Origin of the sequence: Arthrobacter sp. FW305-BF8 (assembly GCF_021789315.1) — a bacterium.
In the GTDB taxonomy this organism is placed as follows: Bacteria; Actinomycetota; Actinomycetes; order Actinomycetales; family Micrococcaceae; genus Arthrobacter.
Genome location: NZ_CP084561.1, coordinates 4,449,320 through 4,461,865 on the forward strand (window position 1 = coordinate 4,449,320; position 12,546 = coordinate 4,461,865).

The window sequence follows — 12,546 nt, forward strand, 5'->3', positions numbered from 1 at the left end:
GGGGTCGAGACCGGTCAGGGGTTGTGTTCCTAGCTGCGATCCACGCCCAGGGCTGCGCTGGCCGTTTCGCTGTTTGTGGCCCCTGTCGACACGCGCGCTTTGCAAAACGGGTCATCGCCGCGGCTGCGCGGCAACCCACAGGCACTCAGGTGGACAACCACCGCACAGTGGGGAGGTGCCTCCCCATCTGCGCAGCAGCTTCTAGAAGTAGGTATCCCGCACTGCGTCGATTAGCGGCGCAACGTATACAACCATCACGTCCCAAATCGCAGCGACGACCGCTGCCAGAACTAAGAGGCACACCACCCAAAAGAGCAGGGATGAGGAGGCCCGCCGACGGGTAGCGTCCATGACAATCACCACTTACAGGTTTGTTAGAGTCTGCCTTCCAAAAGTGGAATGGCAGTATTTCCGACGGTCCTCACGTGAGTCCTGTCGGCCGCGTTGCGAGCCACCCATCGGACCCCCGGTCTAGCTGCACGGGGCGCCTACCAGCCGCTCCGTGGTGCTGGACCCAACGAGGTAGTCTCACTCTTTGAACTTAAGTCCTGCGTCTGGGGATTCCATGAGAAGCAGCCGTGCATTCACCCACTCTTCGGGAAAACCGAGCCTCCAGGGGAAGGTTCGATCGTTACAGGCGAAGGCGCCCCTTCCTGAAAACGCCGATGGCGGCCCCCACCCCTCGGTGAGGACCGCCCGCGCGGTAAGTACCGCCGTTGGCCTTGAATGCGGAAAGACCTAGATGATCGCGGCGCGCAGTTCCTTGGCGGCCAGCTCCGGGTCAGCGGCGCTGTAGATCGCGCCTCCGGCGACGGCCACGTCGGCGCCAGCCCGCTGGACGGCTTCGATCGTGGAGAGGTTCACGCCACCGGCGACGGAGAACGGAACGCGGGCTTCCTCGCCGGCGCTCAGCAGCACGTTCAGGTCGAAACCGGGCTTGGCCTGCTCATCCAGGCCGGCGTGCATCTCGACGAACTTCGCGCCCAGGGCCCGGACTTCCTTGGCACGGGTCACCTTGTCCTCGACACCGATCAGGTCCACAACGACGCCCTTGCTGTGGGCCTTGGCTGCCTTGACGGCACCGGCGATGGTGGAGTCGTCGGCGGCACCCAGCACGGTGATCAGGTCGGCGCCGGCCTTGAAGGCGATGTCAGCTTCGAGTTCGCCGGCGTCCATCGTCTTGAGGTCCGCGAAAACGATCTTGTCCGGGTGGGCGTTCTTGATGGCGGTAATGGCGGAAAGCCCTTCGCTCTTCACCAGCGGCGTGCCGAGCTCGATGATGTCCACGTGCTCGGCGACCTTGCCGGCAAGTTCGAGGGCGGCTTCGGTGGTGAGGAGGTCGATTGCGACTTGCAGTTTCATGTGTTTCTTCCTTGGTTTGCGAGGGTTTTTGGTGGATTGGTGGCGTGATGGGCTAGCCGGGTTCGGAACCCGCAGGGCTACTCGAGGTTTGCGTGGCGCAGCCAGAGGTCTTCCGCAGCAGCAGCATCCTCTTCCCAAAGGCTTTGGAATACTGCCTCGGTAGTGGTGAACAGCACCTGTTCGAACAGGCTCCCTGAGTACTGGCGCGAGGCGCCCGACCCGTGGTCCGTCTTCTGCACGCCCGGGATAACGACGACGGCGGACGCCGCCTCTGCGAGCGGGGAACCGGGGTTGGTGGTGTACACAGCTACCCGAGCGCGCTGCGCGGCGGCGGTCTGCGCTGCCTTCACGACGCTCGACGTCGTGCCGGAACCGGAGGCAGCGAGCAGGACATCCCCCGTGCGGATGGCGGGCGCGGTGGTCTCGCCCACCACGTGCACCGTCAGCCCCAGGTGCATGAGCCTCATGGCGGCCATCTTCAGGACGAGGCCGCTGCGGCCTGCGCCGGTGACGAAGATCCGTTCTGCATCCTTGATTTCCGAAGCCAGGGCGGCAACCTGCTCCGGATCCACCCGGGCGGCGGTCCGCTGGATCTCATCCAGGACCAGGAGCTGGTTCCTGGTGACCGATGCTGCCGGAACTGCGGTGGACGTTCCTGCCGGCGTGGCGGGAACGGTGTCCGTGATGACACTCAAGGGTTACCTCCTTCGGGACGATGTTGCCCTTCCATCTTCGAACGCCAATCGGGTGGGCACCACGGCATGATCGGACGGTTTGACCCACCCAAAGGGATAGGCATCGCCACAGATTCCCCTACAATGGACGGGTGTCCGCCATCACCGAATCCACCGTTACGCCCGCCGCGCCCGAGACCGCCGAAGGCCTGAAGCCCCTGCTTGGGGCGATCACGCGGCTGTCGGCCGCTCCGCTGTCCCAGATTGCCCAGCGCTTGCACCAGGCCACGCTCCCCTACCTGCGGAGCAGCGCCCTGGTGATCTTTACCGAAGACTGCACAGGCCGGCCGCAGAAGAAGTCCGGCGACGAGGCCGTCATCAGCCAGGTGTCCATCGCCGAACTGGACGCCATCAGGGCGGCACTTTCAGGAAGCGAAACGTGGCATGGCCGGACACCGATCGGCGGGCAGGAGCGCCCGGTCCTCGCCCTCCCCTCGCCCACAAATGCTCTTCTGGTTCTGGTCGATCCCGAGCCGGCGGCGGGCGAAGCCGGAGGGGGACCTTCCGGGCAGGAAGTTCCGGTGCCGTGGCTGGTCCGCTACCTGTGGACCCTCGCGGCCGAGCGGATCCGCGAAAAGGTGGCGGATGCACCGCCGTCGTACCTCATCGAGTCCCGGGCGGCGTCCGCCGAACGGGTCAGGGTGACGGCGGAGCTGGTGGACCGGCATTCGACGACGCTGGAGACCCTGCTCGCCGCGCTGCGCTCCCCCTCCTTGGCTGACGAGGTGGCACGGAAGTCCGCCACGGACGTCGCCGCCAAGGCCCTCGTGGAACTGCGGACGTTGAACGACCGCACCACCGAACTCGTCGAAGAACCTGTTGCCACGGCGTTCCAGCGCCTCCGTGAGGATCTTCGCCCGCTCATGCACTTCAGCGGCATCGACGTCCAGTTCATCGAGCCGCCGGTCAATGGCCGGGCACTTCCCGGGGAAGTTGCGCATGCTGCCAGGGCAATCGTCCGGGGCCTCGTGCTGGCAATGGTTGAACAGCCGGACGTGCGGCGCATCCGCACCCAGTGGGACTGTGACGGCGAGAACCTCCTCATCAACGTGCGCGATGACGGCCTGGGCAGCCTTTCGGCCGAGGCCCCCAGCATCGCCCGCCTGGCGCAACGCGTGGAGGTCCTGGACGGCCGGATGACGATTGACCTGATGCAGGGCTGGGGTGCCGACGTCGCAGTCGCCCTGCCGCTGGACCCGCCCGGGCGCAAGCTGCCCGACGTCGCCGCCTGGAACCTGGGCGATCGCGAACTCGAGGTGCTGCAGCTGCTCGCGGCCGGGCAGCGCAACCGGGCGATCGCGGCAAAGCTGCACGTCAGCGAGAACACGGTGAAGTTTCATCTCCGCAACATCTATCGCAAGCTCGGCGCCACGTCGCGCACCGAAGCGATCGCCCTGGCGCACAGCAACGGCCTGCGCTAGGGAAACTGCAGCTTGTCCCCTCCGTAAACCGGTGACAGGGTGGCGGCATGGCGATCGAAATTCGTCCGGCGACGCAGTTTGAGGACGTGAAAGCGGTGCTCGGGCCCAAGCGGCCGGACGCAACGGTGTGCTGGTGCCTCAGCTACCGCATCCCGTCAAAGCAGAACGTGGAGCTTCGGGCCACCGCCCGCGGGGAGCTGGTCCAGGAACTGCTCACACAGGATCCGCCGCCCGGGGTGCTGGCATACGACGGCGGCGAGGCAGTTGGGTGGGCGGGTGTCCATCCCCGCGCCGATACCAGCTTCGCCCGCAACCGCCGGATCCCCCACGTGGACGATCTGGACGTCTGGTCGGTGTGGTGCATCCGGGTCCGGCCTGGGCATCGGGGAAAGGGACTCTCCCATCGGCTGCTGCAGGGCGCCGTCGACTTTGCGCGCTCCTACGGCGCGCCCGCCATTGAGGGTTATCCGGTGGACAACGGGGGCAAGAAGGTGGACCTGACCATGGCCTACGTGGGCACCCGCAAACTATTTGAGGAGGCCGGTTTCACCAAGGCCGCGGAGACGGACTCCGTCCTCAACGGCTTCCCGCGGGTACTCATGCGCCTTGAGCTGGGCTGATTGGGCATGGCGCCCGACGCCGTTACCCGGCTTGACGCGATGTCGGCTCCGTCACACTTCCCAGCATAGGATCAGGTCATGGCTTCGAATAATGTCCTTGATTCCGATGCCGAGGGTGAGGGCGGCCAGGGCGGCGTCCAGTCCGTCGACAGGGCTCTCGCTGTGCTGGAGATACTGGCCCGCGACGGCCATGCAGGCGTGAGCGAAATCGCCGGGGAAATGGGCATTCACAAGTCCACCGTTTCGAGGCTGCTCGGTTCGCTCGTAGTCAGGGAGATGGTTCACCAGAACAGCGAACGGGGCAAGTATCAGCTGGGATTCGGCATCCTTCGCCTGGCCAGTTCCATTCCCGGCCGGCTTAGCCTGGTCCGCGAGGCGCGCCCGGTACTCGAAAACCTGGCCGAGGAATTCAAGGAAACCGTCAACCTCGCCGTCCTGCGCTCCAATTATGCCGTCAACGTAGACCAGGCCATGGGGCCGTCAACCCTGGCCACCTTCGACTGGGTGGGAAGCCTGACGCCCTTGCACGCGACGTCGAGCGGGAAGGTCCTGCTGGCAGCGCTGACCGCAGACGAACGTGAGCGCATCCTGAAAGAGACAGGACTGCCGGCCCGGACACCGCGGACCATCACCAAGCGGGACAAGCTCGAAAAGCAGCTGATCGACGTCGTCCACAACGGCTACGCGGTGACCCTCGAAGAGTTCGAAATAGGGCTGAACTCCATGGCGGTGCCCGTCTACAACCACCTGGGAACGGCGATCGGGGCGGTCAGCATCTCCGGCCCGGCCTTCCGCTTCGACCCCAAAAAGACACCCGGCCTCATCGAGGGCCTGGGCCAGGCTGGCCAGCGGATCAGCGCCAACATGGGCTACACGCGGCGTTAGGCTGGGGCGCTCAGGTACTGCTCCATGGCGTCGGCGGCTGCCGCTGCCCCGCCAGAGCTGCCGACGCGTTGGCTCATCGCCGCAACGGCGCTCCGGATCCCTTGGTCCCGGCTGACGTCCGTCACGACGTCGTGGATCAGCTGTGGCGTGACGGCGTCCGTGGGAAGGCGGCGTCCCAGCCCCAGGTCCTCGACGCGGCGCGCATTGGCCTCCTGTTCCGGCTGCAGCGGAAACGCCACGATGGGGACGGCCAGATACAGCGCCTCCATGGTCGAGTTCATCCCCGTGTGGGAGAGGAACACATCGGCATGCCGCAGAACATCCAGCTGTGGGAAGAAAGGCCGGACCTCCACGCTCTCCGGGATCTCCCCCAGTTCAGCCCCATCCATTCGGTCGCCGATGGCCATGGCCACCTGCCATTTGGTGCCCGCGAAGGCTTCCAGGCACATACGGAAGAAATCCGGCCGGTCGTTCAGCGGCGTCGTTCCCAGCGAAATGAACAGCAGTGGCCCTTCCTTCACGCGGGGCTCCCATTCCTCCCCGTCCACCCTCCGGCCAAGGCTGGGTCCCACGAAGTGGAAGCGGTCATCGAAGGTGTCTCCTGCGGGCTGGAATTCCCGCGGGATGAAACAGATGTTCAAGGAAGCCGGCGGTCCTTCCATGAAGTTAAATCCTGCCAGACCCTGCTCCGCGGCGAAATCCCCGATGAGCTGGCGTGCCTGTTTCCAGGCCCGCAGCATTTCTGCCGGCGGACGGGTGGGCATCAGCTCCCGCATGGAGAAATGTTCGTTGGTGGCATAGGTCGGCAGTAACGCGATGTCGGGCAGGGAAAGCTTCATGGCGGCCATCTTCCCGGCGAGGGTCATGGCGTCGTAGCAGACGGCGTCCGGCTGATCGGCAGCGAGCTTGGCCAGCAAGGCGGGAAAATCTTCGCGCGCCCTCTCCAGCAGCCGGTCGAGCAGTCCAGACATCATCCCCGCCCCCAGCCCCGCGAGCATGCCCACCCGAGGCGACCGGCCGGCGTCGTCCCCGGGACTGCCCGGCGCCGTATTGCCGAACCGGGGGAACTGCGCGGACAGGTCCTCGCCGTTCTCGAAGAAGCTGGCCCCGGCAGATTCGACGGCGGCTGCGTACTTGGCCGAGGTGACATACGTGACGCGGTGGCCCCGCCTAACCAGCTCTGCGACCAAAGGCAGCGTTGGGTTCACATGGCCCGTGGCTGGCAGGCAAACGAAGGCGAAATGCATGACAGATACTCCTCCGCCCGGCAGTGACAGGATCATCGTACGCGCCTCGCACGGCCTTTCCCGCAATTGCTTTATGCGCAACGCAGGCCACTTCAAGCAACAGGCTTGTTCATGACAGTCGCACTGTCAAAAGGTGACGTCAGCAATAAAAAATCCTTGACAACGCGTATGAGCTGGCGCACTCTGTTGCTGAAGGCGAAGTGTGTTGATTACTGCGGAACTCGTCGGACAGACGCTCTGGTGAGCTGCCCATCCGCATTCACGAGGTCATGATCGTCGACGGCGACCGTCATGACCATCGACTCCGAGGACGAGCCGAACCGAACGCCGGGCGTAACCGCCTACGGCCACGGCTGGGCCGTCCCTCATATTCAGTGAAGGAAACCCCTCATGACAATCAATAGTGACGTCACTATCGATGAAAGCAGTGAAGACGACCGGGCCTCGGGGGCGGAACCGGCGTTGGAACGAGAGCCTGTTCCTCCCCAGGAAGACCTGCAAATCCTGCAGGCCCTGCGGGAAACCGAATCAGAACATGAAGAAGCGCGGCGCAGCAGCCAACTGTTCCGGAAGGGAGGCATCGACAAGGTAGTCTTCGGCGTCGCCGGACTGCTCACGCTGGCATTCGTTATCTGGGGATTTGCCGGCAGGGAGAACCTGGCCACCACCTCCCAGGTGGTCCTTGATTGGGTCATGAAGAACACGGGCTGGCTCTTCGTTGCGCTCTCCTCCCTGTTCGTGGTCTACGTTCTCTGGCTGGCGGTCAGCCGCTTCGGGAACATCCCGCTGGGGAAAGACGCGGAAAAGCCCGAGTACTCCATGGTCTCGTGGGTCTCGATGATGTTCGCGGCCGGCATGGGCATCGGCCTGATGTTCTACGGCGTGGCCGAGCCGCTCTATCACTACATCTCCCCGCCGCCGGGCACGGTGGACGGCCAGACTCCCGCGGCGGTCCAGACGGCGATGGCAACCTCGATCTTCCACTGGACCCTGCACCCATGGGCCATGTACGCGGTGGTGGGCGTTGCCATGGCCTACGGAACGTACCGCCTTGGCCGCAAACAGCTCATTTCCAGCGTCTTCACGTCGCTGTTCGGCATCCGCAGGGTGGAAGGTCCCATCGGCAAGGTCATCAACATGCTGGCCATCTTCGCCACACTTTTCGGCACCGCCGCGTCGCTGGGTCTTGGTGCGCTGCAGATCGGCAGCGGAATGGCGTCCAACGGCTGGATCAACGGCCAGCTTGCCACTCCTGTGCTGGTGGTCATCGTTGCCGTGCTCACAGCCTGCTTCGTGGCCTCGGCGGTTTCCGGCATCAGCCGCGGCATCCAGTGGCTGTCCAACATCAATATGGTCCTGGCTGCAGTCCTGGCCGTCATCGTGTTCGTGGCGGGGCCGACGCTCTTCATCCTTAACCTGATCCCGGCCGCAGTCGGCGACTATGCACGGGACCTGGCCGAGATGGCCTCCCGGACTGAGGCTGTCGGCGATGACGCCCTGCGCACGTGGATGTCCGGCTGGACCATTTTCTACTGGGCCTGGTGGGTCTCCTGGACGCCCTTCGTTGGCCTGTTCATCGCCCGCATCAGCCGCGGCCGCACCATCCGCCAGTTCGTCACCGGCGTCCTGCTGGTCCCCAGCATCGTCAGCGTCATCTGGTTCGGCATCTTCGGCGGGGCCGCCATCAACATCCAGGCCACCGCAGACGCCACCCCGGACACCGGCGATGGCCTGGCCAAGATCGTCGACGGGGCTCCCTCGATTTCCTTCGACGGTGCCCTGTTCGACCTGCTCCACCACCTCCCCCTGCCCAATGCCATTGCCGGCGCGGTCGCCGTCCTGGCGATGGTCCTGGTGGCCATCTTCTTCGTCACCGGCGCCGATGCGGCCTCCATCGTGATGGGGTCACTCAGCTCCGACGGCGCAGAAGAACCACGCCGCGGAGTCGTCATCTTCTGGGGTGCCCTTACGGGAGCCGTTGCCGCAGTGATGCTCCTCGCCGGCGGCGACAAGCCTGCCGAGGCGCTCGCCGGACTGCAGCGGATCACCATCGTGTCAGCCCTGCCCTTCGTGGTGGTGATGTTCCTGATGTGCTTTGCCCTCACGAGGGACCTGCGCCGGGACCCGCTGTCGCTGCGCGCGCGGTTGGTGACGTCCGTCGTCGAGCGCTCCATTCGCAGTGGGGTGGAACAGCACGGCGGCGTCCAGTTCGATCTGGTGACCAAACACGAATGTGATGAACGGTGCGCCAAGAATGAGCTTGAGCCCGGAGGGGACAAGCAGCACTGAGTACAGAGGGCGGCCTGCTCCCGAAACGACCGGGGGCAGGCCGCCCTACCGCTTGTCCTCTAATAGAAACGCACTCGCTGCCCTAGGAAAGGCATCCCGTATGGCATCGACGTCCACAATCACACACGCTGAAACGGAAGCGGACAAAGAACGCACCGTTGATGACTGCGACTATCACGGCTGCTTCTTCTGTTCCGGCCCCGAGACCGACTGACTGCCGGCTCGCTGCTCGCACAGCCCGAACGCGATGCCTGCGGCCCGGACGGTCGCCGCCCTGGACGCCTCAGAACCAGCGTTTCCCGTTCCGGCTTCCTGTCCGGCCACGTAGCCCACCATGAAGGCTGTCACCGGTGCTGCAGCATGAATTACTGAATCGGCAGATTTCCTTGCCAGATCCAGCAGCAGCTCTTGATCGACGTCGAGATCCGGGATCTGCAACGCCCTCGCTAACTGCTCGCACCACTCGCCCAGGATCTGCATCTCATCATCGACAGCCATGATCTCTCCTTGTACAGGACACTTCCGCTTTTGGAGCTGGTTCCCTGACCCTACAAGGCATGGCCACGGTAAGTCACCGGGCTTTTACTTGCCAACGACGTAACACTCTGCCGCAGGTCTGCGCCGCTCCCCAGATACGTTGACGGAGCCAAGGTCCGGGGCATACGATCACTTATATATCAGTTATCTAGCTCACACATACCAATGGCATATCAGCCGCTTGCGGCGCCGCTGACGCCGCACCCAGAGACCTCCGGCAACCGCCAGCTCCCCTCGTAGGGCAGCGCGTAAGCGCTGCTGATAGCGACGGGTCGATTGTGGCGGGCCGCAAACCCGAAAGGAACACTTACTCATGGTTCATAAAGTCAAGGCTGTTGTTGTCAGGGCGAAGGACGCTCCGGTGTCGGTGGAGACGATCCTGGTGCCGGATCCGGGCCCGGGCGAGGCCCTGGTGGACATCCTGACCTGCGGGGTGTGTCATACGGACCTGCATTACAAGCTGGGCGGGATCGGTGATGAGTTCCCGTATCTGTTGGGCCATGAGGCTACCGGTGTGGTTTCGGCGGTGGGTGAGGGTGTGACCGAGGTTGTCCCGGGTGACCGGGTGATCCTGAACTGGCGTGCGGTGTGCGGGCAGTGCCGGGCGTGTGCGAAGGGCCAGCCGCAGTACTGCTTCAACACGGCCAACGCCACGCAGAAGATGACTTTGGAGGACGGCACGGAGCTGTCCCCGGCGTTGGGGATCGGGGCGTTCGCGGAGAAGACCCTCGTTGCCGCGGGGCAGTGCACGAAGGTTGATGAGGACGCGGACCCGGCCGCCGTGGGCCTGCTGGGCTGTGGTGTGATGGCCGGCATCGGCGCGGCGATCAACACCGGCGAGGTCAAGCGCGGGGAGTCGGTGGCCGTGATCGGCTGCGGCGGGGTGGGGATCGCCGCGATCGCCGGGGCGAAGCTGGCCGGGGCGACGACGATCATCGCCGTGGACATTGACGAGAACAAGATCGCGATGGCCAAGTCCCTGGGCGCGACGCACGGGGTGAACTCCCGCACCTCCGACCCGGTCGAGGCGATCCGGGCACTGACGGGCGGGAACGGCGCGGATGTGGTGATCGAGGCCGTCGGCCGGCCCGAAACCTACAAGCAGGCCTTCTACGCCCGCGACCTCGCCGGCCGGGTGGTCCTGGTCGGCGTCCCGACCCCGGAGATGCAGTTGGAGCTGCCGCTGCTGGATGTCTTCGGCCGGGGCGGGTCGCTGAAGTCCTCCTGGTACGGGGACTGCCTGCCGTCCCGGGACTTCCCGATGCTCGTGGCCCACTACAAGGCCGGCAACCTGGACCTGGACGCGTTCGTCTCCGAACGGATCACCATCGACCAGGTCGAGGAAGCCTTCGACAAAATGCACGAAGGCAAGGTCCTCCGATCAGTTGTTGAAATCCAGCCCGCGGCAGCCTCCACGGCCGCTGCTGCCGAGCCGGCGGTGGCTTCGGCATGAGCGTCACGATCGAAAACCTCGTCACCTCCGGCACGTTCTCGCTCGACGGCGGGACCTGGGATGTGGACAACAACGTCTGGATCGTGGGCAACGAGACCGAGTGCGTGATCATTGATTCCCCGCACGACGCCGCCGCGATCATCAACCAGGTCCGCGGCCGCAAGGTCCTGGCGATCCTGCTGACCCACGCGCACAACGACCACATCGGTGCCGCCCGCGACGTCGCCGACACCGTCGGGGCGCCTGTCTACCTGAACCCGGAGGACCAGGTCCTCTGGGAACAGGTCTACCCCGGCACCACCCCCGATGCGGCCATCGCGGACGGGGACGAGTTCCAGGTCGGCGGGGCCACCCTGAAGGCGATCCACACCCCCGGCCACTCACCCGGGTCCACCTGCTTCCACCTCGCAGCAGAAAACACCGTGTTCACCGGGGACACCCTGTTCAACGGCGGACCCGGCGCCACCGGACGCTCCTACAGCGACTACCCCACCATCCTGGCCTCCATCCGCGAACGGCTCCTCACCCTCCCGCCGGAAACAACCGTCAGGACCGGACACGGGGACAACACCACCATCGCCGCCGAACGCGAAACCCTCGCCAACGTGACCCACTAAGACACAGTTGAAGCTGAACGGCCCCCGTCCTGGAGACGGGGGCCGTTCGTGTACCCCTTTAGCAGACGTAACAGACCAGAAGGAATGGGCCGTGACCCCACTCAAGCGCGTGGCTTTCCTGTCGCTGCACACCTCCCCCATGGAACAGCCCGGTTCCGGCGACGCCGGCGGCATGAACGTCTACATCCGCGGTCTCGCCGCCGCCCTCGCGGACTCCGGCGTGGAGGTTGATATTTTCACCCGCGCCACTTCTGCCGGCCAGCCCGCCGTCGAACATCCCCGTCCGGGAGTCCGTGTTCACAACGTCACCGCCGGGCCGCCGCGCCGGCTGTCGAAGGAGGAACTGCCGGACCTGCTGCACTGCATGGTGGCCGAGATCGAGCGGATCCACGCCCGGCAGCGCCACGGCCGCTACGACGTCATCCACTCCCACTACTGGTTGTCCGGCATGGCCGGGCTGGAGCTCTCCTGGCTGTGGGACGTTCCCCTGGTTCACACGATGCACACCATGGCCAAGGTCAAGAATTTGGTGCTGCAGTCCGGCGAAGAGCCCGAGCCGTGGCGCCGCGAGGAAGGCGAACACCGCATTGTCGACGGCGCCACCCGCCTGATTGCCAACACCGGCGCCGAGGCCGCCGAGCTGGTTTCGCATTACGATGCCGGCGCCGAACGGATCGATGTCGCTCCCCCGGGCGTTGACCTTTCGGTCTTCACGCCCGCGTTCCGCAGCCGGTCCCGCGCCGATCACGGCATTGCGCCGGGCACGTTCCATCTCCTGTTCGCCGGGCGCATCCAGCGGCTCAAGGGCCCGCAGGTCCTGATCAGGGCCGCCGCTATCCTCCGCCGGCGGCGCCCCGACATCGACCTCAAACTGACCGTTCTCGGCGCGCTGAGTGGCGCGCGGGACTTCGACCTGAACGCGATTGTCACCGCTGAAGGAATGGCCGACGCCGTCACCCACCATCCGCCGGTCGGCGCACCGCAGCTGGCCTCGTGGTACCGCTCGGCCGACGTCGTCGTCATGCCCTCCTACAGCGAATCGTTCGGGCTTGTGGCCCTGGAGGCGCAAGCCTGCGGCACCCCCGTGGCGGCCACACGGGTGGGCGGCCTGCCCCGCACCGTCATTGACGGCCACACCGGGCTTTTGGTGGACGGCCACGACGCCGCCGACTGGGCCGACGCCCTCGAAGCCCTCCACGACGACCCCGCCACCCGCTGCGACATGGGCACTGCCGCCGCTATTCACGCGGCAAACTCCGGCTGGCAACGCACCGCCGCCCTTACCCTCGACAGCTACCACGCCGCCGCGGCACAGCGACTCGGCCGTCTCACAGTCCTGGCCGGGTAGCCCCCGCATCCCTTAAGCAGCGCTGCTCCCCCA

The 12,546-nt window shown here is 65.5% G+C and carries 11 protein-coding genes; 7 read left to right on the top strand and 4 right to left on the bottom strand.

Annotated features, from left to right (window positions below; translation table 11 throughout):
- Nucleotides 1-738: 738 nt before the first annotated feature.
- Nucleotides 739-1,362, bottom strand: a complete 624-nt coding sequence (gene hxlA / locus LFT45_RS20245; RefSeq protein ID WP_236805359.1) for a 3-hexulose-6-phosphate synthase — start codon at nucleotides 1,360-1,362, stop codon at nucleotides 739-741.
- A gap of 77 nt (nucleotides 1,363-1,439) precedes the next feature.
- On the bottom strand, nucleotides 1,440-2,057 hold the full coding sequence (gene hxlB, locus LFT45_RS20250) for a 6-phospho-3-hexuloisomerase (protein WP_236805360.1): 618 nt from the start codon (nucleotides 2,055-2,057) through the stop codon (nucleotides 1,440-1,442).
- Between the two features lie 140 nt (nucleotides 2,058-2,197).
- Here hxlB and LFT45_RS20255 point away from each other — a divergent pair, with 140 nt between their 5' ends.
- The 3 genes from LFT45_RS20255 (at nucleotide 2,198) to LFT45_RS20265 (ending at nucleotide 5,022) form a co-directional block, all read left to right on the top strand.
- Nucleotides 2,198-3,517, top strand: coding sequence for a helix-turn-helix transcriptional regulator (locus tag LFT45_RS20255; protein WP_236809456.1), 1,320 nt, complete (start codon nucleotides 2,198-2,200; stop codon nucleotides 3,515-3,517).
- A 47-nt stretch (nucleotides 3,518-3,564) separates the two neighbouring features.
- Nucleotides 3,565-4,137: a GNAT family N-acetyltransferase gene (locus LFT45_RS20260; RefSeq protein ID WP_236805361.1), complete on the top strand. Its 573-nt coding sequence runs from the start codon at nucleotides 3,565-3,567 to the stop codon at nucleotides 4,135-4,137.
- Between the two features lie 78 nt (nucleotides 4,138-4,215).
- On the top strand, nucleotides 4,216-5,022 hold the full coding sequence (locus LFT45_RS20265; protein WP_236805362.1) for an IclR family transcriptional regulator: 807 nt from the start codon (nucleotides 4,216-4,218) through the stop codon (nucleotides 5,020-5,022).
- Here the strand turns inward: LFT45_RS20265 and LFT45_RS20270 are convergent.
- Nucleotides 5,019-6,269: a macrolide family glycosyltransferase gene (locus LFT45_RS20270; RefSeq protein WP_236805363.1), complete on the bottom strand. Its 1,251-nt coding sequence runs from the start codon at nucleotides 6,267-6,269 to the stop codon at nucleotides 5,019-5,021. The genes LFT45_RS20265 and LFT45_RS20270 overlap by 4 nt on opposite strands.
- A 390-nt stretch (nucleotides 6,270-6,659) precedes the next feature.
- On the opposite strand from LFT45_RS20270, the gene LFT45_RS20275 reads away from it, so the two are divergent.
- Nucleotides 6,660-8,558 carry a BCCT family transporter gene (locus tag LFT45_RS20275; protein ID WP_236805364.1) on the top strand — a complete coding sequence of 633 codons (1,899 nt, stop codon included), beginning with the start codon at nucleotides 6,660-6,662 and terminating at the stop codon, nucleotides 8,556-8,558.
- 174 nt (nucleotides 8,559-8,732) lie between these two features.
- On the opposite strand, the gene LFT45_RS20280 is transcribed toward LFT45_RS20275, so the two are convergent.
- Nucleotides 8,733-9,056, bottom strand: coding sequence for a DUF6457 domain-containing protein (locus LFT45_RS20280; protein ID WP_236805365.1), 324 nt, complete (start codon nucleotides 9,054-9,056; stop codon nucleotides 8,733-8,735).
- A 352-nt stretch (nucleotides 9,057-9,408) separates the two neighbouring features.
- Here LFT45_RS20280 and LFT45_RS20285 point away from each other — a divergent pair, with 352 nt between their 5' ends.
- The 3 genes from LFT45_RS20285 to mshA all read left to right on the top strand — a co-directional run bounded on the left by LFT45_RS20285 (nucleotide 9,409) and on the right by mshA (nucleotide 12,513).
- The gene (locus tag LFT45_RS20285) at nucleotides 9,409-10,548 is read left to right on the top strand and encodes an S-(hydroxymethyl)mycothiol dehydrogenase (protein ID WP_236805366.1); all 1,140 of its coding nucleotides are present in this window, start codon (nucleotides 9,409-9,411) and stop codon (nucleotides 10,546-10,548) included.
- Nucleotides 10,545-11,165 carry an MBL fold metallo-hydrolase gene (locus LFT45_RS20290; protein ID WP_236805367.1) on the top strand — a complete coding sequence of 207 codons (621 nt, stop codon included), beginning with the start codon at nucleotides 10,545-10,547 and terminating at the stop codon, nucleotides 11,163-11,165. Before LFT45_RS20285 ends, LFT45_RS20290 begins: the two co-directional genes overlap by 4 nt.
- A 139-nt stretch (nucleotides 11,166-11,304) precedes the next feature.
- Nucleotides 11,305-12,513 carry a D-inositol-3-phosphate glycosyltransferase gene (gene mshA, locus LFT45_RS20295; protein ID WP_442863632.1) on the top strand — a complete coding sequence of 403 codons (1,209 nt, stop codon included), beginning with the start codon at nucleotides 11,305-11,307 and terminating at the stop codon, nucleotides 12,511-12,513.
- Nucleotides 12,514-12,546 lie beyond the last annotated feature (33 nt).